We start from the raw sequence: 24,271 nt of genomic DNA, 5'->3' as shown, positions 1-24,271 counted from the left end.
ATGTGGTCTGTCATAGGAAAAATGAATATAAAATGAAATTTTGATTAGAAAAAATAAAAACAAAAAAGCACACGTATTCTCAGAGGAAATTACGTGTGCTGCTATAAAAATAGAAAATTAATGTGGTTCGTCGCGGTTAATGTCTAGGTAGAATACGCGAGTCAGGAGTTCCAGGAACTTCTTCACTGCGACTGAATTACTATCCTTGCGATAGCTAACATAAAGATCTAAAAAGGGAAGTTCTACATCCAGCGGGCGGATCACGGTATTGTTCATGGTCAATGGCGCGATATAGCCTGGCAGGATGGCACAGCCCAAGCCCATTCCAATCGAGTTGATATTGAACAGGATATTATCCGCCTTTTGCACAATATTAAGCTCAATGCCATTGGTCTTGGCAAATTCCATAATCGTATTGTGCAGGGTCTGTGACTGTTCTGCAGATGGAATAATAAAATCTATACCATTCAGTAATTTAACTGGAATACGGTCGTATTTCGCTAAAGGATGATCCTTCGGCAAAATGAAGATCAATGGCTCACGAATCACAAACTGGCTTTCAATTTCATCACTATGGAAATTGTGACGGGTAAAGGTCAGATCCAGTTCACCTTTCTTCAATAATCGCATTTGCTCATTATTGTTCAGACTGAGCAATTCAATTTTTAAATCAGGGTTTTGCACGCGCAGATTCGGCAGGATATACGGGAAGATTTTCATTTCCGCGACAGGGACGAAACCGATGCGTAGCATCTGCTGCTTGGCTTGTGAGACCTGACGGGCCATGGCAATCGCCTTATCAGCTTGTGCCAGCGTCAGGCGGGCCTGTTCTAGGAATACAGCACCTTCTTCGGTCAGTTCGACTTTACGCTTGGTACGGTGTAGCAGTTTGACACCGACATCTTCTTCTAAATCTTTGATTTGCTGACTAAGTGATGGCTGAGCCGTGTAAAGTTTGAGTGCTGCCTTACTGAAGTTGAGTTCTTCAGCCACAGTAATGAAGTAGCGGAGGTGTCGTAATTCCATATCATCAGCCCGTCGAGTAATCCAAAAAATGTCTTACTATAATTTCAGAAGAGTATAATCTATAAACAACTATGTCGTGAAGATTATTTTGTCATTTAGAAAGTAAATGCTTTGGAGGGATTGATTAGTGTTTTAATATAAAAATACACGCCTAGAATAATTGCTTAAAACTATTAATTGAAACAAAAAAAATATTTCCCCAAAACCGCCCTAAAATCCATCATCGTTGAAAAGTTGAGTCTATTACTTTGTGCCATAACTGGTCACAGGAGAGCTTTTCATGAGTGGAAAAATTGATGTGCGCGAAATCGACGCTTTAGTCGATGCACAAAATGGACGTATCACGCCATCTATCTATACAGATCCTGACATTTACGAATTAGAACTTGAACGTGTCTTCGGTCGTACATGGTTATTCCTTTGCCATGAAAGCCAAATTCCTAAGGCTGGCGATTTCTTCAATACCTACATGGGTGAAGATCCAATCATCGTGGCACGCCAAAAAGATGGCTCAATCAAAGCATTCTTAAACCAATGCCGTCACCGTTCTATGCGCGTAAGCTTCGCAGACTGTGGTAATACACGTGCGTTTACTTGCCCATACCACGGCTGGTCATATGGTATTGATGGTTCTCTAAAAGACATCCCGCTTGAAGATCGTGCTTACCCACATGGTGCATGTAAAGAGCAATGGGGTCTGGTAGAAGTTAACCGTGTTAAATCATACAAAGGCCTGATCTTCGGATGCTGGGATGAAACGACTCCAGATCTAGAAGAATACATGGGCGATATCGCTTGGTACCTGGACGGTGTTGTCGATCGTCGTGAAGGCGGTACTGTGATTGTGGGTGGTGTACACAAATGGGAAATCGAGTGTAACTGGAAATTTGCAGCTGAACAGTTCGCATCTGACCAATACCACGCATTGTTCTCTCACGCATCTGCAATTCAGGTGCTTGGTGCGAAACCAGACGACGAATCTTCTAAGAAATTAGGTGCTGCACAAACTGCTCGTCCAGTTTGGGAAACTGCGAAAGACGCGATCCAATACGGTTCACGTGGTCACGGTTCAGGCTTCTTCTTCACAGAGAAACCAGATGCAAACGTATGGGTTGATGGTGAAGTAGCAAACTACTTCCGCGAAACTTACGAAGAAGTGAAAGAACGCCTAGGTGAAACTCGTGCGCTGCGTCTTGCAGGTCACAACACCATGTTCCCTACATTGTCTTGGTTGAACGGTACTGCGACTCTTCGTGTATGGCACCCACGTGGTCCAAACAAAACTGAAGTTTGGGCATTCTGTATCTGTGATGCGGACGCGCCAGAAGATGTACAAGCAGCATTTGAACGTTCTGCAACTCGTGCCTTCGGTCCTGCTGGTTTCCTAGAGCAAGATGACTCTGAAAACTGGATCGAAATCCAAAAAGTTTTACGTGGTTACAAAGCGCGTCAAAACAAACTCATTATGGAAATGGGTAAAGGTAACGAGAAAGTACGTGAAGATGGTATCCCGGGTATCACTAACTATATTTTCTCTGAAACTGCAGCACGTGGTATGTACCGCCGTTGGGCAGATTTATTGATTCATGAAAAATGGGAAGACGTTGAAGCTGCGGCTGACGAATATGAGAAGGAGCTTATGAAATGAGTCAAATCAGTTTAGAACTTCATCACCAAATTAGTCAGTTCCTGTATCAAGAAGCCAAGCTTCTTGATGACTGGAAATTCCGCGAGTGGTTAGACATGCTAGCTGAAGATATTTCTTACACGCTACGTACTACACCAAACGCTCAAACGCGTGACCGTCGTCGTTCAGTTGAACCACCTACTACCTGGGTATTCAACGATACGAAAGATCTTCTGGAACGTCGTGTTGCACGTCTGGAAACTGGTATGGCTTGGGCTGAAGAGCCTCCATCACGTACCACTCACATGGTGAGCAACGTGATTGTTGAGCCGACTGAAGTTGAAGGCGAATACGATGTGTACGTGACATACCTACTGTACCGTACCCAGAAAGAGAAAGACGTTACGATTTACTGTGGTAAACGTCATGACAAGATCCGCAAAGTTGAAGGCGGCCTGGGCTTCCAGATCTTCAACCGTAAGATCACGCTTGACCAAGTTACCTATAACTCACATAACCTGAGTGTGTTCTTCTAATGAATAAGATTTTTGTTTGCCAAGTTGACGAATTAGACGAAGGCGAAGCGTTAAAAGTGGATTGCGGCGTAAACGGTATCGAAGCGCTTGCAGTATTCAACAACGGTGGCGAATTCTTCGCAATGAACGACCGCTGTTCACACGGTAATGCTTCTATGTCTGAAGGCTACCTTGAAGACGACGGTACAGTGGAATGTCCACTTCATGCAGCTCGTTTCTGTTTGAAAACAGGTCAGGCACTTTGCTTACCAGCAACTGACCCAATTCAAACATTCCCGGTTGTACTTGAAGATGGTGCGTTATACGTAGAGATGGCAGGAGAGTAATCATGGGTTGGCTACAAGGCGAAGTTGCACTGATCACTGGTGGTGGTTCAGGTCTCGGTTGGGCACTGGTAGAACGTTTCCTGGAAGAGGGTGCACAAGTGGCCGTTCTTCAACGTTCACAGTCTAAAGTCGATGCACTGAATGCACATTTTGGTGACCGCGTGCTGGCAATCGCAGGTGATGTGGCCAGCTATGAAGACAACGTCCGCGCTGTTAAAGCAACTGTAGAACGTTACGGTAAACTCGACTGTTTCGTGGGTAATGCCGGTATCTGGGATCACTATGCAGATATCGTCAATACTTCAGGTGAGCAGCTGGAAAAAGCCTTTGATGAGATTATGGGGATTAATACCAAATCTCTGATCTTGGGTGCGAAAGCTGCACTTGATGAGCTCGTGAAATCTGAAGGTTCGATCATTTTTACACTGTCAAATTCTGCACTTTATTCTGCAGGTGGCGGTCCAGTTTACACAGCATCGAAACATGCCGGTGTAGGCATTATGAAAGAACTGGCTTACGAACTAGCGCCTAAAGTCCGAGTTAATGCCGTTGCGCCATCAGGTATGAATGTGAACATCAAAGGTGCTGCATCTTTGGGTCAGGAAAATCTTGGCCTGCTCGATGCACGTGATCCTGAGAAAATCGCACGTGGCATGCCACTGAATTTCTTACCTGAGCCGGAAGATATGACAGGTTCATATGTGCTCTTGGCATCTCGTCAAAATAACCGTCCTTTGACTGGTGTTCTGATCAATGCAGAATGCGGTCTGGGTATTCGTGGTCTACGTCAGCCACGTGCCGGTTTCTTTGACGAATAAAAATCTAGTCTGAAATGGACTTTTCGGCAGCCTGTTCTAAGGCTGCCTTCCTTTTAAGGAGTCTCTCATGGCCGTTAAACTTATTTGTGCATCGCACAGTCCTTTAATGGAATTTGCTTCACCGCAGGAAAAACGCAAAGAACAGGCTGTTCGTGAAGCGTTTGAAAAACTGTCTGCTGAAGTAAAAGCTTACGACCCAACCCTGATCATTACCTTTGGTCCTGACCATTTCAATGGTTTCTTCTATGACCTGATGCCGAGCTTCTGTGTGGGCATTCGCGCGACTGCTGCAGGTGACTGGGACTATGGTAAAGACAATGCACACATTGATGTACCAGAAGACAAAGCACTGGGCTTAGTGCGTCGTGTACTCGATGAGGGCGTGGACGTTGCGTATTCTTACCGTATGCAAGCTGACCATGGTGTGACTCAGCCATTGCACTTCCTGTGCGACGGCAAACTTGATCGTTATCCAACGATTCCAATTTTCATTAATGGCGCTGCAGCACCGATGCCAACTACGAAGCGTACCATCGCTTTAGGCCGTGCTGTAGGTCAGTTCATCAAATCTCTGAACCTTGAAAATGAGCGTGTACTTGTCCTAGGTACAGGTGGTCTGTCACACGATCCACCAACTCCGCAAATGGGTTCTGTACCACCAGAAGTGGAAGAGTTCCTGATTGCAGGTCGTAACCCGACACCTGAAGCACGTAACGCGCGTCAGTCAAAAATCATTGCAGTGGGACAAAAACTGGCAGCGGGCGACACCTCTGTTGCAGTTCCTCTGAATGCTGAATGGGATATCGCATTGCTTGAAAAATTCAAGAATGCTGATTTCGCTGCACTAGAAGCCATGACTGAAGCTGAAATCCGCCGTGATGGTGGCCGTGGTGGTCAGGAAGTCCGTTCGTGGATGGCGGCATTTGCTGCTTTAAGCGAAATGGGCGAGTACGAAATGACAACGCACTGTTATGAAGAAATCAGTGAATGGATTGCGGGCTTCGGCATCGTATCTGCAGAGTTAAAAGGTTAATGACATGAGCAACATCGAAACCATCGTAATTGTAGGTGCTGGCCAGGCAGGTGCAAGCGCGATTTTAGAACTTCGTGGCAACAAATACGAAGGTAAAATCATTCTGATCGGTGATGAAACGCATCTTCCTTATGAGCGTCCACCACTGTCTAAAGATGTGATTCTAAAACCTGAAGAAACCAAGATTGAAATCCTGTCAGAAGAAAAACTGGCGGAACTTGGTGTAGAAACCATTCGTGGCAATGGCGTGAAAAAAATCAACGCTGAAGCGAAAACGGTTGAACTTCAAAATGGTGACGTTGTTGCTTATGACAAACTGTTGCTTGCTACAGGCGGCGCAGCTCGTCGTCTGCCGAACTTCGATGCGTTGGGTAAACATGTTTATACGCTACGTAACCTAGAAGATTCACAAGCACTGGTTCCAGTATTGCAATCAGGCCGTCGTATTGTCCTGATTGGTGGTGGCGTGATCGGTCTGGAACTGGCTTCTTCAGCACGTTTCAAAGAGTGTCAGGTAACTGTGATCGAAATGGGTCCTATGGTGATGGGTCGCTGTTCACCTCGTATCCTGAGCGAATTCCTGCTTGAACAACAACGTTTGGCAGGGATCGACGTTCGTCTGGAAACCAAGATTGCAGACTGCAAACTTGACGGTGAAGAAGTGGTTATTACTCTTGAGGGTGGTGAAGAGCTTCATGCTGATGCTGTAGTTTATGGTATTGGTATCGTGCCAAATGCACAATTGGCTGTAGAAGCTGGCCTGGATGTTGATTTCGCGATTAAAGTAAATGAAAACTGCCAGACTTCAAATGCAGACATTTATGCAGCGGGTGATGTGGCAACTCAACTTCGTAACTGCGGTAACCACCGTCGTGTAGAAACCTGGGAAAATGCCAACCTTCAAGCAGGCATCTTTGCGCGCCATGTGATGGGCGTTGAGCATCCGACTCCAAATCCAGCATGGTTCTGGACAGATCAGTTGGACATCAACTACCAGTTCGTGGGTGACATGGCTGCTGCTGAATGGCAAGTTCGCGGTGAAATCAATCCAGAGCTTCGCGCTGAATCATCATTCGTGATGTTTGGTGTGACTGATGGCGTTATTGTTGGCGGTATTACGGTGAATGCGGCAAAAGAAATGCGTCACCTGAAAAAGCTGATCAGCAAGAATGCAGCGTTTGAAGCAGACAAATATTTAGATCTCAGCCAGGATCTTCGTAAACTTGTGAAATAACTTTGTTTTATTGATAAGTTTACAAAAGGGCAGACCTTGGGCAACTTGGGTCTGCTTTTTTATGAGTATTAAAAAATATTGAAAGATGTAGGGACTTGATTGTGATGAGCAGTTATCATGACCTCCAATTTTGATTCTACTTATATAAGTTATAGAGTAGGTGCTTTTACTTTTAAAAGATGAGCCATATATGGCGCAAGGTAACAAAAATCTTTTGAGCATTTGAGGCTACTTCCCTGTATCCCAAAAGCTCGAGCGGCATCCCTGCCACCATCAGTATTGTCGATTGTGGATTTGAACGAGAAGTTAGTTCAATTCTTTCTAAAAAAATTTAATTGAGTCTTTTATGAATTCAAATTCATCTCCCATGCTGGTGACGGCAAGTATTTATGCCTTGCTGGTGCTGATCTGGGCAGCAACGCCACTGGCGATTGTCTGGAGCGTGCAGGAAGTGCACCCGATGTGGGTGCTGATCATCCGTTATTTCGGCGCTTCTCTGCTGGCGCTGGCGATCTTGTCTGCCATGCGTAATCCTTTGCCATTCGATCGAACCTCCATGATGAGCTATGTAGCAGGTAGCCTGAACTTGATCGGCGCGCAGTTATTTATCTACCTGGCTGCGAATTATTTGACCTCTGGCTTAATGGCCTTAATTTTCGGTTTCTCACCACTGGTTGCAGGTCTGATCGGGCATGTCATCCTGAAAACCAATCGTCTGATCTGGCTGCAATGGCTCGGTATGGCAGTTGCCGTCGGTGGTTTAAGTTTTGTCTTTGCGGAGTCAGCAGATAGTAAGGTGAATCCGTGGGGCGTGGTCCTGATGCTGATTAGCATGGTGTCTTATATCAGCTCGATTTTCTGGGTGAAGCAGATCAATGCGCCATTAAAACCGATGTCCCAAGCCACCGGTTCTTTGATTGTTTCCTCATTGGGATCATTGCTAATCATTCCATTTATCTGGCAATCTTTCCCAACACAAATGCCAAGTATGCAGGCGCTGTTCGGCTTTGGTTTTACCATGATCCTGTCTTCGATTGTGGCGATGCTCTGTTACTTCTGGCTGATTCGCCGTCTGGCTGCATCCACCGTATCCCTCAGCAATGTGATGACGCCAATCATTGCCCTGATTCTCGGTGCAACCCTGAATAACGAAGTGATCAGCAGTCATGCGTTTGCCGGAATTGCCGTGGTGATGTTCGGGATCGTGATGTACTTCTGGAAAGAATGGCGCGAGCAGTATTTTTCTAAATCTTAAAATAGATTGTTCAAGTTAAATTCAGACCTAAAAGCTTTGGCTTCCTTTTTTATTTTTGCAGTTTTAGATGCAGAATTGGGTAGGGATTACCTTCAGCATCGGTTTCTGAACGGCTGATCATCTCGAAACCATGTTTTAAATAGAAAGCAGTCGCATCAGGATTCTGCTCATTCACATCAACTTCAGTCACACCTAGAGCAAGCGCATGTTGTAATAACTGGCTGCCTATGCCTTTTCTAAATGCCGCAGGAGAGACAAACAGCATTTCCAGTTTGTTGCCTGCAATGCCCATAAAACCCAGAATCTGCTGCTGATGTTCCACATGGAACAATTGCACGTGGGTGAAATAATTATGATCAATAATCTGCTGACGGATCTTTAGGATCTGCGCGTCATTTAGGAAATGATGCGTAGCACGGACGGATTGTTCCCACAATTCTAGGAGCTGAGGATGCCGATCGGCAGAAGTATGGACAATTACAGGCATGAAGATTCCGATTAAAAATGAGAACAACAAAACAATAAACAATTTATCGCAGCAGTTTATTAAGATGCAAAGAGATAAAATGAAAAATCAAATAGATCCATCTGTTTGAGAAAAAAATTAGGACAAATTTGAATGTCGTCTGAATCGAATAAAATTGTGGTATATGCAGCGCTGTTTGGTAATCTGGCAATCGCGCTGGTGAAATTTGTCGCAGCCTATATCACCAACAGTTCTGCCATGCTGAGTGAGGCGATTCACTCGGTAGTGGATACCCTGAATGAAATTCTGCTGCTGCACGGTATGAAAAAGGCTGAGCAGCGCCCTGATGCCTTGCATCCTTTCGGCTATGGACGTGAACTGTACTTCTGGGCCTTTATCGTGGCCTTGATGGTCTTTGCTCTAGGTGCCATTGTGTCGATCTATCAGGGCATCCAGCACATTATTCATCCTGAAGAAATGCAGGATCCGATGATCAACTACGTGGTGCTCGGTATTGCCATTCTATGTGAAGGTTTTTCATGGTTTGTCGCATTGAAAACATTCCGAAAAATGAAAGGGAAAATGGGCTATTTTGAAGCCTTTAGACGCAGCAAAGACCCAACAACCTTTACCGTGTTATTTGAAGATACAGCTGCATTGATCGGTCTGTTTATTGCCTTGACCGGTATCTTCCTGGCACATCAACTGAATATTCCTGAGCTGGATGGCGCAGCTTCAATTCTGATTGGTGTTGTGCTGGCGGTATCGGCCTGGTTGCTGGCACGTGAAACCAAAGGCCTATTACTGGGTGAAACAGCAGATCCTAGACTGCGTGAAAATGTACTTAACATTGCTCAGCAGGATGCTGCGGTCTATAGCGCCAATGGTGTACTCACCGAGCAGATGGGCGCGCATCAGGTGATTGCCTCCTTAAGTCTGGAATTTAAAGATGATCTTACTTCTGATGAAATCGAAGCTTGCGTCAACCGGATTGAAGCGCAGATCAAACAGCTACACCCTGAAATTATTACTCTGTTTGTGAAACCTCAAACCAAAGCGGTATGGCTGGAACGGACCCAAGGTCGTATTTGAGGAAGTGAAGATTTCAGCAGATAACTTTCGTCGGATAGTCAGGAGGGCATCAAGCGTGATTACATGAATACGGAATAAAAATTTAGGTCATGAAATCATGTACAGTCAGGTATGGAGTGAGAATTGTCGGATGAATATCGATCATTCTCCTGTCTTTTTAGAAAGAAGAATGGACACAAACTTGATCTCGAGTATTCATTTTTTTAGAAGCTTTTCATCGGTTTTAGTCTTTCCATGGGCTCGATGTTTTGCTAAAAATAACAAAAACATAAATGAATCTTAGGCACGTATTTCATACTATGCTGAAATACCGAAGTATATAAGTTTGTATGCGATTTAAAGAGATGCTCCGTTTGAAAATTCCAGGTGGATGCTGTCTTGCATATAACAAATAATAAATAGTGGATATTTATGCAAGATCTTTTCAAGACTAAAAAATTTCAGCTTGAGACTGAGTCCAGTTGGAAACATCTCTGGTCCAAGCCGGTATTTGATTATCTACATTCCGATCATTTTGATGGTGAGCGGTTTAAGAATCTGGAGCATCATTCGCTCGAGCAGAGTCGCTTTGACTTGTATAAATGGTTATTCACCAGAAAATCCAGAACTTGGGAAGTAAATCTGGAACAGGAACGTGCCGAGTTTTTTTCACGTCCGCGTGCTTTACCACAAAATCGGCCGGAAGCCACTTTAGATGACTGGCAAATCTGGTTTATTGGGCATGCTACCGCTCTGATCCAGCTCGGGCCGTATAATTTTCTGACTGATCCGGTCTGGTGTGAATATGCCAGTCCTTCTGCATCCCGAGGGCCACAGCGCGTCATTCCTGCTGGCATTGCCCTGGATGAGCTGCCGCATATTGATGCCGTATTGCTCAGCCATAACCATTATGATCATATGGATCTGGCGACCTTGGCCTGGCTGCATCAGACCTATCAAATGCCGATCTATACCGGCCTTGGTAATGGCTGGTACCTGCCTAAAGACTATAATGTCATTGAAATGGACTGGTGGGAAAATGCATTTTTTGAAGATATCCAGATTGTCTATTCGCCAGCACAGCACGCTTCAGGACGTGGAATGCGTGACCAGAACTGCGCATTATGGGGCGGTTTTTCCTTATTGAATGGCAAGGATCATTGCTATTTTGCTGGGGATAGCGGCTATGCGCCGCATTTCAAGGAAATTCGCAAACGCCTTGGACCACCACGAATTGCGCTGTTGCCGATCGGTGCCTATGAACCGCGTGAACTGATGCGCAATATTCATATGAATCCGGAAGATGCTTTTCATGCCCATCAGGACTTAATGGCACGTTGTTCTATGGCCATTCATTATCGGACCTTCCAGCTCACCGATGAAGCACGTGACCAGCCTGAAAATGAATTGCAGCATATTATCCAGCATTCCTCCAAGCTGATTAACCCGTTTTACTGTATTCGTGAGGGCAAACGGATTATTGTCTAAGGGCTTAAGATCACTCCTGTATAACGATTGAGTCGTTAGCTAGCATATAGAGTAGCTCTCATTTGTATAGGATTAAATCCTATGCTGAAGGGTACAGGTGCCAATCGTGGTGGAAACAAGCATGGCATACTGACTGATCGGGTGGGTATGTTGAGCAATGATTTCTTCGTGAATCTGATGGATATGAAAAAGATCTGGGTACTGGTAGAAGAACCTTTTTGAAATCCGTGACCGTCAAACACATGACCTGAAATGAACTGCAATTCATATTCCTAATGCTTTAATTTAACACCAATAAAAAAACCACCCTCGGGTGGTTTTTTATTCGCTCAGTTCAAGCTAAAAAATTTAGAGAAAGCTTGGTAGGCCTTTAGCTGGATCAGTTGCTCGAGCCATCTGGGCATCAGCTACGCTCATCCCAAGAGCTTGAGCAATACCTTCACCATAGGCGGGATCACAGGCATAACAGTTACGGATATGACGGTACTTGATGAAATCAAGCGCATCACCCATTGCGGCTGCGGTATTATTAAATAGAGCCTGTTTCTGCTCATCATTCATCAGGTTGAACAGGGCACGTGGCTGGCTGAAGTAGTCATTATCATCTTTGCGATAATCCCAGAAATCTGCATCACCCGTGATTTTGAGGGGGGGCTCTCTGAATTCTGGCTGTTCCTGCCACTGGCTGAAACTGTTCGGCTCATAATGCGGCAATGAACCATAGTTGCCATCCATACGGCCCAAACCATCACGGTGATTTGAATGTACCGGGCAACGTGCGGCATTGACCGGAATCTGGGCATGATTCACACCTACACGGTAACGCGCTGCATCAGCATAATTGACCAAACGTGCCTGTAGCATGCGATCCGGTGAATAGCTGATACCTGGTACCAGATTGCTTGGCGCAAAAGCGGCTTGTTCTACGTCCTGGAAATAGTTTTCCGGATTACGGTTGAGTTCGAATTCACCTACTTCAATTAGTGGATAATCACCTTTCGGCCAGACTTTGGTCAGGTCAAACGGATGATAAGGCACTTTCTCGGCATCTGTTTCAGGCATGATCTGAACGTACATTTTCCATTTCGGATAATCGCCACGTTCAATCGCATCAAACAGGTCGGTTTGACTGCTTTCACGGTCTTTAGCAATCAACTCTGCTGCCTCAGCATCAGTCAGATTCTTGATACCTTGCTGGGTACGCATATGGAATTTTACCCAAAAGCGTTCATTTTGGGCATTGATAAAACTGTAGGTATGACTGCCGAAACCGTGCATATGACGGTAACCAGCCGGAATCCCACGATCGGACATTACGATGGTAACTTGATGTAGTGCTTCCGGCAATAAAGTCCAGAAATCCCAGTTATTGGTGGCGCTACGTTTATTGGTTTTCGGATCACGTTTTACTGCTTTGTTTAAGTCAGGAAATTTACGTGGATCACGCAGGAAGAATACCGGTGTATTGTTACCGACTAGGTCCCAGTTCCCTTCTTCGGTATAGAATTTCAGGGCAAAACCACGAATATCACGTTCTGCATCAGCTGCACCGCGTTCACCAGCGACGGTCGAGAAACGGGCAAAGAGTTCAGTTTTTTTACCGACTTCCGAGAAAATTTTTGCACGGGTATATTCAGTAATGTCATTGGTTACGGTAAAGGTACCAAATGCACCTGAACCTTTTGCGTGCATACGGCGCTCAGGAATCACTTCACGAACAAAGTTAGCCAGTTTTTCATTCAGCCATAAATCTTGGGCCAGCAATGGGCCACGGCTACCTGCCGTCATACTGTTCTGGTTGTCGACTACAGGTGCGCCAGCTTCAGTAGTCAGATGGGTGACAGGGCACTTTTTCATATCTTGGCTCATATTTCTCTCCAAGCGTTGAGAATTTTATTCGTTATTCCAGCATTCAAAAAAATCATCTATAAGCGCAGGAATAACATTAGGGGCTTTATTTCCAACAGATTTTTAATTAAGTGAGTTGTTGAATTGGGTGTTTTGGCAATAAGTTTGGTTTTTCTGTAACTTCAGAAAATACTGCCTAAATGAATAAAAATTAAGTCATTGAAAATAAATAATCTAATTTGAACATAAGATATTTCTAGAAATGTGACAATGTTAAAATATGCAAATTTTTCACTCAGTTTAAAATGATTAAGTAAGAAAATCAGAATTTAAGATGTCTTCTCTAAGTCAGAAAAATGCTTCAATATCTCTTTTAGATTTCATTAGGTTTTATTAAATATTTATTAAGTTATTAATTTTATAAATATTTTTTAAATAGAAAGATTTAAGGATTAAAATTCAAGGATTAAACAGGTAGTTAAATCAGCATTCTCTTGCTCACAATTTTCTGATTTTTACAGCAAGAATATCTACCAAATTATCTATTTTCTGGAAAATATTTAAGTTCTGATCTGCTTGAAAATTGGCCAGTCGCCCCTATAATTATTTCACATCCCGAGCGGATCATTTCCTTAGCCCAAATTAAACAGAGAGCAAGATGGCAAAGAAAAAAGCTGTAGAGGCAGTCATGCCAAACTTCGTGGCCAAACATATGCATGAAGTCAATAAAAGCCAGGTTTTTGTAGATCGGAAGAAAAATGCAAAACGTGGTTATACCAAGCACAAACAAGGGCGATATCAACAAGATGATCGCCCTTTTTTATGGGCAGCTTAGGGCGGCCAGGAAGAAGTGGATCTGTTCTGGACGGGAGCTGATTTTAAGGGATTCTGTGGGGTATAGTTAAAAGATGAATTTCTTTTCGAAGAATGTGGTGAGTTTCGTCGGGTGGTTGAAGAAGCTTCTTCGGGAAACATATTTTGAAAAAAACGGGGCAGGGTCGCAGAACTCGAAGATCTATTTGGATCAGCATCAGCCATAGGCCGAGTCTGCTGAAAACTGGCAAATTTTCCTAGCTGTTGCCGATACAGTTTTGCCGCAATGACCGATGGATCATTCTTGCCTAAACGCCGTTGCTGGGTACGAGAAATTTCAATTCCCCATAAGGGACAGTCTTTAGGACGTTCAGTTTCACGAATATACTGGTGACTGGAGCTGGTGTTATTACGATCACGAGAAAATGTATATCTGGATTTTTGCGAACGTAAGGCTGGTGCAACAATAATAAAATAAAACGCTGCAGCCAGCATAAGCAGGATAAGCACAAATTCCATAAGTACCTCGACTGATGCAGAGGAACCTGGAAAAGTTCCTCCTTAAGCGCTGACCATACGGGTGGTGGATTTCACCATATCTCCTAAACCATGTGTTCTAAAATAATGCTCCATCCAGCTTTTTACCATGAGTGGATTGTCCAGTTTTAGTACATGTTTGAGTAATTCCTGTGCATCAGGCATCGGTACATGACAAATCGTTTTTCGGACTCTCAAAATATTACTGGAACTCATGGACAGGGTATTGAATCCCATGGCCATTAATAGTACGGCCGATAGAGGATCACCGGCCATTTCACCACAGATACTGATCGGTTTGTTATTACGGTGACAATCCTCTACCAGACGGGTCAGGGCACGCAGGATCGCTGGATGTAAGTGTGAATAGACATTGGCCACACGTGGATTATTCCGGTCTACAGCAAGTAAATATTGGGTCAAATCGTTAGAACCGACCGAGAAGAAATCGACCAGTTCAGAAAATTCATCAATCTGATGCAGTACGCTTGGTACTTCGACCATAATTCCGATTTGAGGTTTGGTAATTTTGACCTGCTCTTCTTCCTGAACGGCATAATGATCACGCTCTAATAGATACAGCGCTTCTTCAACTTCACTGACACTGGTCACCATCGGCAACAGGATATGCAGATTGTTCAGACCGATACTGGCTTTTAGCATGGCGCGAATCTGAGAAGAGAAGATTTCAGGATGATCCAGGGTAAAGCGGATACCGCGCCAGCCCAATGCTGAATTTTCTTCCTCAATCGAGAAATATGGCAGGTCTTTATCTGCACCAATATCCAGCGTTCGCATGACTACCGGTTTATTGGCAAAGTGACTCAGTTGCTGCCGGTAAATGGCACGTTGTTCCTCTTCTCCCGGGAAGCGGTCACGTAGCATGAACGGGATTTCCGAACGGTATAGGCCAACACCTTTGGCACCACGCTGTACACCACGAACCACATCAATCATCAGGCCGGTATTTACAAACAGACGTACAGCGGTACCATCTGGCGTAATTGCATCTTTGGTCTCGTATTGACGTAGATCTTTGGCAATCTGTTCTTCTTCTTTCTGAATTTCTTTATAGCGGGTACGCAGACGACGTGGTGGATTGATAAAGATACGGCCCTGATGCGCATCGACAATCATCTCGACGTCATCCAGGGTATTGATTGGCAGTTCAGTCACACCCACGACAGTCGGAATACCGAGTGCGCGTGCCACAATCACCATGTGCGAATTCATGGCACCTTCAGTGGTGACAATCGCGGCAATCTTATCGACAGGTAACTCCACCAGCGCAGCCGTTGAAATTTCTTCACCAATCAGGATACTTTCATCTGTCAGTTCGCGATGGCTTTCATCGGCTTCCTGCAACTTGGCCAGAATACGACGTCCCAGATCTTTTAGATCAGCGACACGTTCACGCAGGTAATCATCCTCCATCTGGGCAAACTGCGCCACATGGTTATCAATCACGATGCGAACCGCACCTTGTGCCCAGTGACCATCACGAATCAGTGCTTTAATCTCCGATGGTAGGGCATTTTCATCCAGCATACGCAGGAACACACTGAACAGGGCACGCTCTTCGGCCATCAGCGCATCCTGCATCTTGTCATCTAGGAACTGAATTTCTTCACGTACCGAATTTAAGGCATTATCCAGCAAAGCCAGTTCTTCGCTAATATCATCTGCTTCACGATCCGGAACAGCGCCCAGATCTGCAGGTGGATAAAGCACAATGGCGCGGCCGAGTGCGATACCGCCAGAACCCGATACGCCCTGGAAGGTTTTATATGCCGGTAAATTATTTGGCTTGCGGAATACATCAATATTGCCGACTGCATGGGCGTGAGCGATTACGCCCGAAAGCTGGGCACATAGCGTAACCAGGAACGATTCAGCCGCTTCACTAAAATCCTGGGATTCTTTATTTTGGACCACCAGTACGCCCATGACCTTACGGCGGTACATGACCGGAACGCCCAGAAAGGAATTATAAATTTCTTCGCCCGTTTCCGGTAAATACAGGAAACGATCATGCTTAGGGGCATTGTCGAGGTTAACGATTTCCTCACGCTGACCCACCAGACCAACCAGACCTTCACTGGTATGTAGAGACACATGACCGACAGCTTCAGGCTTCAGGCCTTTAGATGCCATCAACAGATAGCGCTGGTTGCGTTCATCGAGCAGATAAATGGAGCAGACATCCACATGCATGGCCTCGGCCACCTGATTGACCATAATATCGAGTGATTCATGCAAACTGGCAGACGCATTAATCTCTTGGACAATGCGTCTCAGGGTATCCAGTTGCATATTCGACATGGGAGCTGCTCCGTATTTTTTTAGAAGTCCGGTAATTTAGTTTATTTATAACAATAGCCGAGCAAAAAATCTGCACATGCACGCGATTTTTTTAAGGTTTTTGTTGTGGTAATTGCTGACAGAGTTCAATCATGGCCTTGCGATAAACATCGCGTTTAAAATTCACCACTTGGCCTAATGGATACCAGTAACTGACCCATTGCCATTGATCAAATTCGGGCGGATCGGACAGATCAAGTTGAATGTTCTGTACGGGCGCCGTCAGTTTGAGTAAAAACCACTTCTGTTTTTGACCGATACATACCGGATCTGAATCCGTGCGAATGTATCGATACGGCAAACGATAACGCAACCATCCTTTGGTCTGCGCGATAATCTGGACGTGTTCAGGCAGTAAGCCAACTTCTTCTCTCAGCTCACGATAAAGTGCCTGCTCAGGGGTTTCTCCATATTGGATACCTCCTTGTGGAAATTGCCATGCATTATGACCAATGCGTTTTGCCCATAAAACCTGTCCAGCATCGTTTGCCAAAATGATCCCGACATTCGGTCGGAAACCTTCTGAGTCGATCATTTGGCTACCTAAAATTGTTTAATTTATGCCTTTGCTTTCGGGGAATATTATTTCTTTATCCAACTCGAAAAAAAGCAAAGTTTAAAAATGTTAAAATTGCTATGATCTTAACGAATTTCTATCGACTAGCGGAGATAGATTTACAATTTTTTTCTTAAATTTCAGTTTTTACGAGTATTTTCATGAAATTGGCGCTATTTGATCTCGATCACACCCTGTTAAACACCGATTCGGATCATTCCTGGGGGGAATTCCTGGTCAATGAAGGCCTGGTGGATCCCGTTCATCACCGCGCCATGAATGACAAGTTCTATGAGGACTATAAAAAGGGTCAACTGGATCCCTATGCCTATAATGAATTTGTGTTCCAGTTTTTGACCCAACATGACCATGATTATCTGACCGAATTACATCAACTGTTAATGCAAAAAGTCATTCGCCCCCAGATGCGTCCGGAAGGTTTTAAAGCGATTCAGCGCCATAAAGATGCAGGGCATGAAATTGTAGGCATTACTGCAACTTCGGACTTTATTACTGCACCGATTTTCCGTGAGTTTGGGATTACTGAAATTATTGCCACCAATGCTGAAGTCGTTGATGGTAAATATACCGGTAAGGTGACCAATATTGCCTGCTATCAACAAGGTAAACTGACCCGTCTGGAACAATGGCTGGCAGGTCGTGACGTGACCGAGTCTTGGGCCTATTCAGATTCAATCAATGACCGTTTTCTGCTGGAATATGCCGATCATGCCATTGCCGTAAATCCGGATGATCGTCTGGAAGCATTGGCCAAAGAACAGGGCTGGGAAATTCAGGACTGGTCGATTTAAGCAATTCTTTTGATTTAATCAGGCACAACTTCGGTTGTGCTTTTTTATAAGCAGAATAGGGTACTTTTTGACATGCCCGTTGCTGAATAAACATGCTATGCTCAGAATAAATAAAGCAAGTCGACAATAACGATAGCAAGCGCTGAGGTAATGAAAATGACCCAAGTTAGACCACGTATGACTCATCTATTTGCACAGTTAGGTCTGGATTCGAGTGCAGAAGGGATTGCCCAATTTATTCATGAGCATCAATTACCCAAAGATGTAAACCTGATGGAGGCGCCGTATTGGTCAGATGCACAGCGCCAGTTCCTGGCTGAAAAAATTGCTTCAGATGGAGAATGGGCCATTGTGGTGGATCAGCTTAATGAATCTCTGCATGAAGATGCTACCAGTGGGATGGAATAGCGAACAAAAAGCCAATCAACTGATTGGCTTTTTCATTTTGGAATTATCGTACCCTTTTCCATAAAGTTATTTGGGACAGGGTATGTTGATATTTACGCGCTGTTTCTCGGATCACAAAAGGCACATCCACAGGTTCGTCCAGCATTTCAAAATGTGGACTTAGCAAAGCTTTGATGCCCTCTAAGGTACTCAGGTTTTCTCCCGCCTGCTTAAATCCGCCGATCCATTCACTGCGTGCTGTATGTTCTTCCAGCCAGGTATAAGGTGAGGCCAGCATCAAAATGCCGCCTATATTCAGGCGATTATGAATCTCACTTAGAAAAGCTTTAGGATGATGCAGACGATCAATCAGGTTAGCTGCCAGAATAAAATCATAATCTTTAAGCTGCGGTTTCAGGTTGCAGGCATCGGCCTGATAAAACTCGACCTTATTGGCAACCTGTTTAAGTTCAAGTTCTGCCAGTGAGCAGGATTTATATTCCACCAGTTCACCCTCAACAGGAATGCTATAGCGCAGGGTCTCTCCTTGCGCCAGCACCACACCTTGCTGAATAAAACGGGCTGAAAAGTCTAAACCTGTGACCTGATCAAAATCTTGGGCCAGTTCAAAGCTGGCGCGTCCGGTGGCACAACCGATATCCAGCGCTTTATGACACGGAATGTTTTGAAAATAGGGACGGGCCAGTTGAATGAGGCTTTGGGCAAAGTTTGGAACAGCAAAATATTCCGCCCCATACTGGAATTCTAGATATTGGGAAATCAGCTGATCGCTTTCATATTGAGAGTGAAACTGCGGTGATGTCTCGTCCGCGGCAACATAGCGAAAACCGGCATGCTGGAAAAAATGTCGCCGGAACGCATAGCGTGAACTGTGCAGGGCTTCATTACCGGCTGAAATCCAGGAACCGCCTTTAATCAGATGATGTTGGCCATCGAAGGTTGGGGTACTAAAATCATCATAGAAAGGATGGACTTGAAAGCCTTCGAAAGGATAAATCGGGGTCTCGGTCCATTGCCAGACATTGCCCTGAACATCATAAAAATCGCCATGCTGAAAATGATCCACCGGAAAAGAGTTAGGGCCATATTTTAATTCAATATTGGCTTGCTCAGGACTTGGTAATTTTGGATCCAGTCCTGAAACTGCATACAATCGATACCATTCATCCTCAGTGGGCAGACGAATGGATTCTCCGGTCTGTGTTGATTTCCAGTTACAGAAAGCTTTGGCTTCATGATAATTCACTTCGACTGGCCAGTCCCAAGGCATTGGAACTTCTTCCAGCATCAGTCTTAAGGACCAACCCAGTTCCGTTTTGACCCAGAAGGTAGGATGTGTGGCTTGAGAAAATGCTAACCATTGCTGGCCCTCTTCAGTCCAGTAGTCAGCTGTCTGATAACCTTCTGCTTCAACAAAGGCTAAAAACTCCTGATTGGACACCAGATATTTAGAGGCTTCGAATTCTGCAATTTCGGCATGATGGTGGCCGTATTCATTGTCCCAGCCATAAAAAGCATGTTCGAAATTTTTATGTAAATTGACCTGACCTGCCGGTACCTTTACCAGACTATTTTCAGGCGCAATACCGGTAATGACATTGGCACGCCACTGCGGATGATTCTGTACATAACGTAACTGATGCTGGCGAATTAAAACTGAAGAGGTTTCCAGATGAATCCGTTCATGCTCAATGCCCATGATGATGGTCCACCAGGGATTGTGCCAGTTCAGTGGAAGTTGTAGCGGCGCATGTTCTATCACTTTCAAGACCAGGGCACGCACCTGATGCCGGTAATCACGTACCGCCTGAATGCTAGGCCAGTGATAGTTCTGTTCATCCAGATCATCCCAGCTCATTTCATCTACACCAATCGCGAAGATACTTTCCAGATGCGGATTTAAACGTTCCGGGATCAGTTGAGCCAGCAACAGCTTATTGATAAAAAAAGTGGCAGTATGACCAAAATAAAAGATCAGTGGATGACGTAAGGCAATCGGTTTGTCATAAAAGGCTTCTTCATTTTTCAGACAGTCAAACAGTTGCTCATAGGTGTCAAAGGTATTTAGAAAATAATCACGTAATACGGCACGCGCTGTCGGTTCATCTTCAAAATCAAGGTTGGGAGTCGGGTGTAGCGTTGGTTTAAGCGGTTTCCATAAACCCATTTCTTCGATCAGGTCATGAGAAGAAGATAATAAAGTTTTGGAATCAGAAGATTTGATCTGCATTCTGTGCTTCCTTGAATACGTTTTAATTTTTCATCTTCAGGAAAATGAATTTGATACTTTTAAAAGTACTTGAAAGGAAGCAACTGATGCGATGTATTTAGGTAACAAAATGCTGCATCGATATCGATGCAGCAGAGAAATGTGAAAATTAATTTTAAATTGACGGGCCTTGCATCAGTTGAACCAATGCTTCAGCCGCCTTCGATTGAGTACGACCCGGATGCCAGACCATACCGAGCTGACGGTTCATTTCCAGATTCAGATCCAGTTCTTGCAGGTCATGGTTGACCAGGGTTTTGGGCAAGACTGACCAGCCTAAACCAATCGAAACCAGCATCCGGATGGATTCAAGCGGGTTATTGCTCATGGTCGTTTTCGGCTTGATGCCCTGCTTTTCAAACTCGGCCATCGTAATCTGCGTAGTATAGGTCTGCGCAGAAGGCAGCAGGCTTGGGTAATTCACCAGATCTTCAAGAGACAGGTTTTTTTGCTGAGCCAGTGGATGGAATGGTGCGACCACAAAAACCAGAGGATCATTCCAGATAGTGACATATTTTAGGCGTTCATCACCATGCGGTGGCAAGGTCAGGAAAGCCAGTTCCAGATCACCAGCAATGACCTGTTCATGCGCCTGTTCAGAATCTACAAAATGTACATCTAGCGTCACATTTGGATATTGCTGTACATATTCACGCAGATGGCTCGGTAAATGATGCAGGCCAATATGATGGCTGGTGCCAATTTTCAGTTTGCCTTGGACCTGACCCTGTTCATGGCTCAGGGTGTAGTGAATATCACCCAGCTCGTTCAGCCAGTTTTTTACCTTAGGCAGCAGGGAATGTGCCGCATGAGTGGCCTGAACACCACGGCCCGCAGATTCAAATAATTTCACCCCGAAATATTCTTCCAGACTGTGAATACGTTTGGTCACAGCCGGTTGGGTAATAAAAAGCTGATCTGCAGCCAAAGAAATCGAACCTGTTTCCATGACTTTTACAAAGGCTTCAAAAGCTGCGAGATTCATCTTGATCACCTATAAAGTTTTTTTATGCTTAAGTTTATTATTGTAATAATTTAAGAATAAATCAAAGTAAAAATATAGAACTATTGGTTTAATGTTGAATTAATACACATTTTTAAATGTTTTATTTTATGTCATAAAAAAAGCCACCGAGGGTAGGTGGCTCAAAGAGGAAGATCGACAAAAAATTATGCGGTGATTTCCTCATCCTGTTGCTGGCTTTTTGCTTCCCAGATTTTCTCGTGGAAGAAGAAAGCAACTGCCTGTACAGCCGGTTCTAATAAACTCAAGGCAATCGCCATGGTTAAACTGCCTGTGACAAAATAGCCCACTAACATCGCAACGGTGATGTGCATGATGTAATAGCTAAATGTCTTTTTGAACATGCGCTGATTGTTTTCTACGAAACGTTGAATATGTGCCATGTGGATCTTCCTCAAAACAGATAATTTGTGCCGATGAGGAAATAATAATAATTCTCATTTAATTTGTAAAAACGAATATTTTTAATAAAACGATCGGAAAATTAGATTTATAAAAAGAGAGCTAAACTATGATTTAATTTAAATTTTAAAAGATTCCAAAAAGTTTTTTAACTAATAAAAATGATAAATTAGATTTATGTGAATGCAGCGATATAATCAAAATTAGCGAAAGAATTTACCCAGTCCAGTGGAGCACATCGACATGGCAGGCGAGACCCAAACAGCAAAAACATTATACGATAAGTTATGGGATGATCATTTAGTAAAACAACGAGATGATGGTTCAGCTCTACTTTATATCGACCGTCATTTATTGCATGAAGTGACTTCACCACAAGCCTTTGAAGGCTTGCAACTTGCTGGCCGTAAGCCATGGCGTTTAAGTGCCAACATCGCAACACCTGACCATAACGTACCGACCTCTAAAAAAGAGCGTGAGCAGGGCGTGGCTGGGATTGAAGATGATACTTCACGTATCCAGGTACAAACCTTGGATGACAACTGTAAGACGTTCGATATTGTTGAATTTGATATTAACGATATTCGTCAAGGGATCGCGCACGTTGTTGGTCCTGAGCAGGGCTTAACCTTGCCAGGTATGACGGTTGTATGTGGTGACTCACATACCGCGACACATGGTGCATTCGGCTGCTTGGCACACGGGATCGGGACTTCAGAAGTTGAACATGTATTGGCAACCCAATGCCTGGTTCAAAAGAAAATGAAAAACATGTTGGTACGCGTTGACGGTAAATTAGGTCAGGGCGTAACACCGAAAGATGTGGTTTTAGCCATTATCGGTAAAATCGGAACTGCTGGCGGTACAGGTCACGCAATTGAATTTGGTGGCCAGGTATTCCGTGACATGTCGATCGAAGGCCGTATGACCGTATGTAACATGGCAATTGAAGCGGGTGCACGTGTCGGTATGGTCGCAGTCGATGAAAAAACCATTGAGTATGTCAAAGACCGTCCATATGCACCGAAAGGCGAGCAATGGGATCAGGCGGTTGCGTACTGGAATACCTTGCATTCTGATGAAGGCGCGCACTTCGATACAGTTGTGGTGTTGCAAGGTGAAGAGATTGAACCACAAGTCTCTTGGGGGACTTCTCCTGAGATGGTGATTCCGGTGTCTCAAGCGGTCCCAACTTTAGAACAGGCCAAAGATGATGTACAGCGCAATGACTGGAACCGTGCTTATCAATATATGGGCTTAACTGCAGGTCAGGCTTTAGCAGATATTCAGTTAGACCGTGTATTCATCGGTTCCTGCACCAATTCACGTATCGAAGATATTCGTGCTGCGGCTGAAGTGATCAAAGGTCGTAAAGTGGCTTCTAGCATTAAACAGGCCATGATCGTTCCGGGTTCGGGTTTGGTGAAACAGCAGGCAGAATCTGAAGGTTTGGACAAAGTCTTTATCGAAGCTGGTTTTGAATGGCGTGAACCAGGTTGTTCTATGTGCTTGGCAATGAATGCTGACAAATTGCAGCCAGGCGAGCATTGTGCCTCAACTTCAAACCGTAACTTTGAAGGTCGTCAGGGTAATGGCGGTCGTACCCATTTGGTGAGCCCAGCCATGGCTGCTGCTGCAGCGATTGCCGGTCACTTTGTTGATGTCCGTTCATTTTAATTGGTACGCAGGAGCAGAAATATGAAAGCTTATACCGTTGAACAAGGTATTGTTGCACCCTTAGACCGTGCCAATGTCGATACAGATTTAATTATTCCAAAACAGTTTTTGAAATCGATCAAACGTACCGGTTTCGGTGAAAACCTGTTTGATGAATTGCGTTATTTGGATGAAGGTTATCCAGGTCAGGACAACTCGGTTCGTCCGATTAACCCGGACTTCGTATTAAACCAGCCACGTTATCAAGGTGCATCGATCTTAATTTCACGTGCTAACTTCGGTTGCGGTTCAAGCCGTGAGCATGCGCCCTGGGCCTTGAATGAATACGGTTTCCGTACTGTGATTGCGCCAAGCTTTGCTGATATTTTCTTTAATAACTGTTTTAAAAATGGCATGTTGCCGGTGATCTTGCCGGAAGAAACGGTTGATCAGTTATTCAAGGAATGTGCAGCAGCTGAAGGTTATCAGTTAACGATTGATCTGGAAGCGCAGGAAGTTCGTACACCAAATGGCGAAAGCTTCAAGTTTGAAGTGGACCCATTCCGTAAGCATTGTTTGTTAAATGGTTTGGATGATATTGGCTTAACTTTGCAGGCGGCAGATGATATTCGTGCCTACGAAGAAAAAACCAAACAATCACGCCCATGGGTATTTGCTGAAATTCATTCATAAAACAGCAAAAAT

Annotated in this window: 24 protein-coding genes; 15 read left to right on the top strand and 9 right to left on the bottom strand. The window is 44.4% G+C overall.

The features are described from left to right. Positions 1–117 precede the first annotated feature (117 nt). On the bottom strand, positions 118–1,026 hold the full coding sequence (gene hcaR, locus B3Q46_RS09765; RefSeq protein ID WP_004781814.1) for a DNA-binding transcriptional regulator HcaR: 909 nt from the start codon (positions 1,024–1,026) through the stop codon (positions 118–120). A gap of 280 nt (positions 1,027–1,306) precedes the next feature. Here hcaR and hcaE point away from each other — a divergent pair, with 280 nt between their 5' ends. The 7 genes from hcaE to B3Q46_RS09730 all read left to right on the top strand — a co-directional run bounded on the left by hcaE (position 1,307) and on the right by B3Q46_RS09730 (position 7,855). Then, a complete protein-coding gene (gene hcaE / locus B3Q46_RS09760; protein WP_004781815.1) occupies positions 1,307–2,674 on the top strand; it encodes a 3-phenylpropionate/cinnamic acid dioxygenase subunit alpha in 1,368 nt (455 codons plus the stop codon). After that, positions 2,671–3,189: a 3-phenylpropionate/cinnamic acid dioxygenase subunit beta gene (gene hcaF, locus B3Q46_RS09755; protein WP_286715042.1), complete on the top strand. Its 519-nt coding sequence runs from the start codon at positions 2,671–2,673 to the stop codon at positions 3,187–3,189. Before hcaE ends, hcaF begins: the two co-directional genes overlap by 4 nt. Next, positions 3,189–3,515: a 3-phenylpropionate/cinnamic acid dioxygenase ferredoxin subunit gene (gene hcaC, locus B3Q46_RS09750; RefSeq protein ID WP_004781817.1), complete on the top strand. Its 327-nt coding sequence runs from the start codon at positions 3,189–3,191 to the stop codon at positions 3,513–3,515. Before hcaF ends, hcaC begins: the two co-directional genes overlap by 1 nt. A 2-nt stretch (positions 3,516–3,517) precedes the next feature. Continuing rightward, a complete protein-coding gene (hcaB, locus tag B3Q46_RS09745; protein WP_004781818.1) occupies positions 3,518–4,333 on the top strand; it encodes a 3-phenylpropionate-dihydrodiol/cinnamic acid-dihydrodiol dehydrogenase in 816 nt (271 codons plus the stop codon). A gap of 67 nt (positions 4,334–4,400) precedes the next feature. Next, positions 4,401–5,366, top strand: a complete 966-nt coding sequence (locus B3Q46_RS09740; protein ID WP_004781819.1) for a 3-carboxyethylcatechol 2,3-dioxygenase — start codon at positions 4,401–4,403, stop codon at positions 5,364–5,366. A 4-nt stretch (positions 5,367–5,370) separates the two neighbouring features. Beyond that, entirely contained in the window at positions 5,371–6,600 is a 1,230-nt protein-coding gene (gene hcaD / locus B3Q46_RS09735) for a 3-phenylpropionate/cinnamic acid dioxygenase ferredoxin--NAD(+) reductase subunit (protein ID WP_286715037.1), read from the top strand. Positions 6,601–6,946: 346 nt separating this feature from the next. Further along, on the top strand, positions 6,947–7,855 hold the full coding sequence (locus tag B3Q46_RS09730) for a DMT family transporter (protein ID WP_004781821.1): 909 nt from the start codon (positions 6,947–6,949) through the stop codon (positions 7,853–7,855). 49 nt (positions 7,856–7,904) lie between these two features. Here B3Q46_RS09730 and B3Q46_RS09725 read toward each other — a convergent pair whose 3' ends face one another. After that, positions 7,905–8,342: a GNAT family N-acetyltransferase gene (locus tag B3Q46_RS09725; RefSeq protein WP_004781822.1), complete on the bottom strand. Its 438-nt coding sequence runs from the start codon at positions 8,340–8,342 to the stop codon at positions 7,905–7,907. 132 nt (positions 8,343–8,474) lie between these two features. Here B3Q46_RS09725 and B3Q46_RS09720 point away from each other — a divergent pair, with 132 nt between their 5' ends. The 3 genes from B3Q46_RS09720 to B3Q46_RS09710 all read left to right on the top strand — a co-directional run bounded on the left by B3Q46_RS09720 (position 8,475) and on the right by B3Q46_RS09710 (position 11,102). Continuing rightward, positions 8,475–9,413: a cation diffusion facilitator family transporter gene (locus B3Q46_RS09720; RefSeq protein ID WP_004781824.1), complete on the top strand. Its 939-nt coding sequence runs from the start codon at positions 8,475–8,477 to the stop codon at positions 9,411–9,413. 411 nt (positions 9,414–9,824) lie between these two features. Then, positions 9,825–10,880: an MBL fold metallo-hydrolase gene (locus tag B3Q46_RS09715; RefSeq protein WP_286715032.1), complete on the top strand. Its 1,056-nt coding sequence runs from the start codon at positions 9,825–9,827 to the stop codon at positions 10,878–10,880. Between the two features lie 81 nt (positions 10,881–10,961). Continuing rightward, the gene (locus tag B3Q46_RS09710; protein ID WP_004781830.1) at positions 10,962–11,102 is read left to right on the top strand and encodes a hypothetical protein; all 141 of its coding nucleotides are present in this window, start codon (positions 10,962–10,964) and stop codon (positions 11,100–11,102) included. A 126-nt stretch (positions 11,103–11,228) separates the two neighbouring features. Here B3Q46_RS09710 and B3Q46_RS09705 read toward each other — a convergent pair whose 3' ends face one another. Beyond that, entirely contained in the window at positions 11,229–12,749 is a 1,521-nt protein-coding gene (locus B3Q46_RS09705) for a catalase (protein ID WP_004781832.1), read from the bottom strand. A gap of 637 nt (positions 12,750–13,386) precedes the next feature. Here B3Q46_RS09705 and B3Q46_RS09700 point away from each other — a divergent pair. After that, positions 13,387–13,563, top strand: coding sequence for a DUF7230 family protein (locus tag B3Q46_RS09700; RefSeq protein ID WP_004781833.1), 177 nt, complete (start codon positions 13,387–13,389; stop codon positions 13,561–13,563). Here B3Q46_RS09700 and B3Q46_RS09695 read toward each other — a convergent pair. From B3Q46_RS09695 to B3Q46_RS09685, 3 genes are all read right to left on the bottom strand, one after another. Beyond that, entirely contained in the window at positions 13,560–14,060 is a 501-nt protein-coding gene (locus tag B3Q46_RS09695) for a hypothetical protein (RefSeq protein WP_004781836.1), read from the bottom strand. The two genes, B3Q46_RS09700 and B3Q46_RS09695, sit on opposite strands and share 4 nt — an antisense overlap. Before the next feature lie 42 nt (positions 14,061–14,102). Beyond that, positions 14,103–16,400 carry a phosphoenolpyruvate--protein phosphotransferase gene (gene ptsP / locus B3Q46_RS09690; RefSeq protein WP_004781837.1) on the bottom strand — a complete coding sequence of 766 codons (2,298 nt, stop codon included), beginning with the start codon at positions 16,398–16,400 and terminating at the stop codon, positions 14,103–14,105. Positions 16,401–16,491: 91 nt separating this feature from the next. Then, complete coding sequence (locus tag B3Q46_RS09685; protein WP_004781838.1) at positions 16,492–16,974, bottom strand: RNA pyrophosphohydrolase; 483 nt, start codon at positions 16,972–16,974, stop codon at positions 16,492–16,494. Between the two features lie 182 nt (positions 16,975–17,156). On the opposite strand from B3Q46_RS09685, the gene B3Q46_RS09680 reads away from it, so the two are divergent. Together B3Q46_RS09680 and B3Q46_RS09675 are read left to right on the top strand one after the other, a co-directional pair. After that, a complete protein-coding gene (locus B3Q46_RS09680; RefSeq protein WP_286715025.1) occupies positions 17,157–17,807 on the top strand; it encodes an HAD family hydrolase in 651 nt (216 codons plus the stop codon). A gap of 156 nt (positions 17,808–17,963) precedes the next feature. Beyond that, positions 17,964–18,215 (top strand): DUF2789 domain-containing protein, encoded by a 252-nt coding sequence (locus B3Q46_RS09675; RefSeq protein WP_004781841.1) that lies wholly within the window; start codon positions 17,964–17,966, stop codon positions 18,213–18,215. A 43-nt stretch (positions 18,216–18,258) separates the two neighbouring features. On the opposite strand, the gene ovoA is transcribed toward B3Q46_RS09675, so the two are convergent. From ovoA to B3Q46_RS09660, 3 genes are all read right to left on the bottom strand, one after another. Beyond that, positions 18,259–20,382, bottom strand: a complete 2,124-nt coding sequence (gene ovoA / locus B3Q46_RS09670; RefSeq protein ID WP_155757204.1) for a 5-histidylcysteine sulfoxide synthase — start codon at positions 20,380–20,382, stop codon at positions 18,259–18,261. A 217-nt stretch (positions 20,383–20,599) separates the two neighbouring features. After that, positions 20,600–21,469, bottom strand: coding sequence for a LysR family transcriptional regulator (locus tag B3Q46_RS09665; RefSeq protein ID WP_004781845.1), 870 nt, complete (start codon positions 21,467–21,469; stop codon positions 20,600–20,602). 185 nt (positions 21,470–21,654) lie between these two features. Further along, the gene (locus B3Q46_RS09660) at positions 21,655–21,891 is read right to left on the bottom strand and encodes a DUF2061 domain-containing protein (RefSeq protein WP_286715020.1); all 237 of its coding nucleotides are present in this window, start codon (positions 21,889–21,891) and stop codon (positions 21,655–21,657) included. A gap of 262 nt (positions 21,892–22,153) precedes the next feature. Between B3Q46_RS09660 and leuC the strand changes: the two genes are divergently transcribed. Next, positions 22,154–23,587 carry a 3-isopropylmalate dehydratase large subunit gene (gene leuC / locus B3Q46_RS09655; protein ID WP_005232354.1) on the top strand — a complete coding sequence of 478 codons (1,434 nt, stop codon included), beginning with the start codon at positions 22,154–22,156 and terminating at the stop codon, positions 23,585–23,587. Between the two features lie 21 nt (positions 23,588–23,608). Further along, positions 23,609–24,259: a 3-isopropylmalate dehydratase small subunit gene (gene leuD / locus B3Q46_RS09650; RefSeq protein WP_005232352.1), complete on the top strand. Its 651-nt coding sequence runs from the start codon at positions 23,609–23,611 to the stop codon at positions 24,257–24,259. The last annotated feature ends 12 nt before the right edge of the window (positions 24,260–24,271 follow it).

The organism is Acinetobacter sp. UBA2581 (assembly GCF_002339435.1).
Lineage (GTDB): Bacteria > Pseudomonadota > Gammaproteobacteria > Pseudomonadales > Moraxellaceae > Acinetobacter > Acinetobacter variabilis.
This window is presented reverse-complemented; position numbering and strand designations above follow the sequence as displayed.

Excerpts from the sequence above, each read along its gene's own strand:
- hcaR (WP_004781814.1), bottom strand. The coding sequence starts at position 1,026 with ATGGAATTACGACACCTCCGCTACTTCATTACTGTGGCTGAAGAACTC.
- hcaE (WP_004781815.1), top strand. The coding sequence starts at position 1,307 with ATGAGTGGAAAAATTGATGTGCGCGAAATCGACGCTTTAGTCGATGCA.
- hcaF (WP_286715042.1), top strand. The coding sequence starts at position 2,671 with ATGAGTCAAATCAGTTTAGAACTTCATCACCAAATTAGTCAGTTCCTG.
- hcaC (WP_004781817.1), top strand. The coding sequence starts at position 3,189 with ATGAATAAGATTTTTGTTTGCCAAGTTGACGAATTAGACGAAGGCGAA.
- hcaB (WP_004781818.1), top strand. The coding sequence starts at position 3,518 with ATGGGTTGGCTACAAGGCGAAGTTGCACTGATCACTGGTGGTGGTTCA.
- B3Q46_RS09740 (WP_004781819.1), top strand. The coding sequence starts at position 4,401 with ATGGCCGTTAAACTTATTTGTGCATCGCACAGTCCTTTAATGGAATTT.
- hcaD (WP_286715037.1), top strand. The coding sequence starts at position 5,371 with ATGAGCAACATCGAAACCATCGTAATTGTAGGTGCTGGCCAGGCAGGT.
- B3Q46_RS09730 (WP_004781821.1), top strand. The coding sequence starts at position 6,947 with ATGAATTCAAATTCATCTCCCATGCTGGTGACGGCAAGTATTTATGCC.
- B3Q46_RS09725 (WP_004781822.1), bottom strand. The coding sequence starts at position 8,342 with ATGCCTGTAATTGTCCATACTTCTGCCGATCGGCATCCTCAGCTCCTA.
- B3Q46_RS09720 (WP_004781824.1), top strand. The coding sequence starts at position 8,475 with ATGTCGTCTGAATCGAATAAAATTGTGGTATATGCAGCGCTGTTTGGT.
- B3Q46_RS09715 (WP_286715032.1), top strand. The coding sequence starts at position 9,825 with ATGCAAGATCTTTTCAAGACTAAAAAATTTCAGCTTGAGACTGAGTCC.
- B3Q46_RS09710 (WP_004781830.1), top strand. The coding sequence starts at position 10,962 with ATGCTGAAGGGTACAGGTGCCAATCGTGGTGGAAACAAGCATGGCATA.
- B3Q46_RS09705 (WP_004781832.1), bottom strand. The coding sequence starts at position 12,749 with ATGAGCCAAGATATGAAAAAGTGCCCTGTCACCCATCTGACTACTGAA.
- B3Q46_RS09700 (WP_004781833.1), top strand. The coding sequence starts at position 13,387 with ATGGCAAAGAAAAAAGCTGTAGAGGCAGTCATGCCAAACTTCGTGGCC.
- B3Q46_RS09695 (WP_004781836.1), bottom strand. The coding sequence starts at position 14,060 with ATGGAATTTGTGCTTATCCTGCTTATGCTGGCTGCAGCGTTTTATTTT.
- ptsP (WP_004781837.1), bottom strand. The coding sequence starts at position 16,400 with ATGTCGAATATGCAACTGGATACCCTGAGACGCATTGTCCAAGAGATT.
- B3Q46_RS09685 (WP_004781838.1), bottom strand. The coding sequence starts at position 16,974 with ATGATCGACTCAGAAGGTTTCCGACCGAATGTCGGGATCATTTTGGCA.
- B3Q46_RS09680 (WP_286715025.1), top strand. The coding sequence starts at position 17,157 with ATGAAATTGGCGCTATTTGATCTCGATCACACCCTGTTAAACACCGAT.
- B3Q46_RS09675 (WP_004781841.1), top strand. The coding sequence starts at position 17,964 with ATGACCCAAGTTAGACCACGTATGACTCATCTATTTGCACAGTTAGGT.
- ovoA (WP_155757204.1), bottom strand. The coding sequence starts at position 20,382 with ATGGGTTTATGGAAACCGCTTAAACCAACGCTACACCCGACTCCCAAC.
- B3Q46_RS09665 (WP_004781845.1), bottom strand. The coding sequence starts at position 21,469 with ATGAATCTCGCAGCTTTTGAAGCCTTTGTAAAAGTCATGGAAACAGGT.
- B3Q46_RS09660 (WP_286715020.1), bottom strand. The coding sequence starts at position 21,891 with ATGGCACATATTCAACGTTTCGTAGAAAACAATCAGCGCATGTTCAAA.
- leuC (WP_005232354.1), top strand. The coding sequence starts at position 22,154 with ATGGCAGGCGAGACCCAAACAGCAAAAACATTATACGATAAGTTATGG.
- leuD (WP_005232352.1), top strand. The coding sequence starts at position 23,609 with ATGAAAGCTTATACCGTTGAACAAGGTATTGTTGCACCCTTAGACCGT.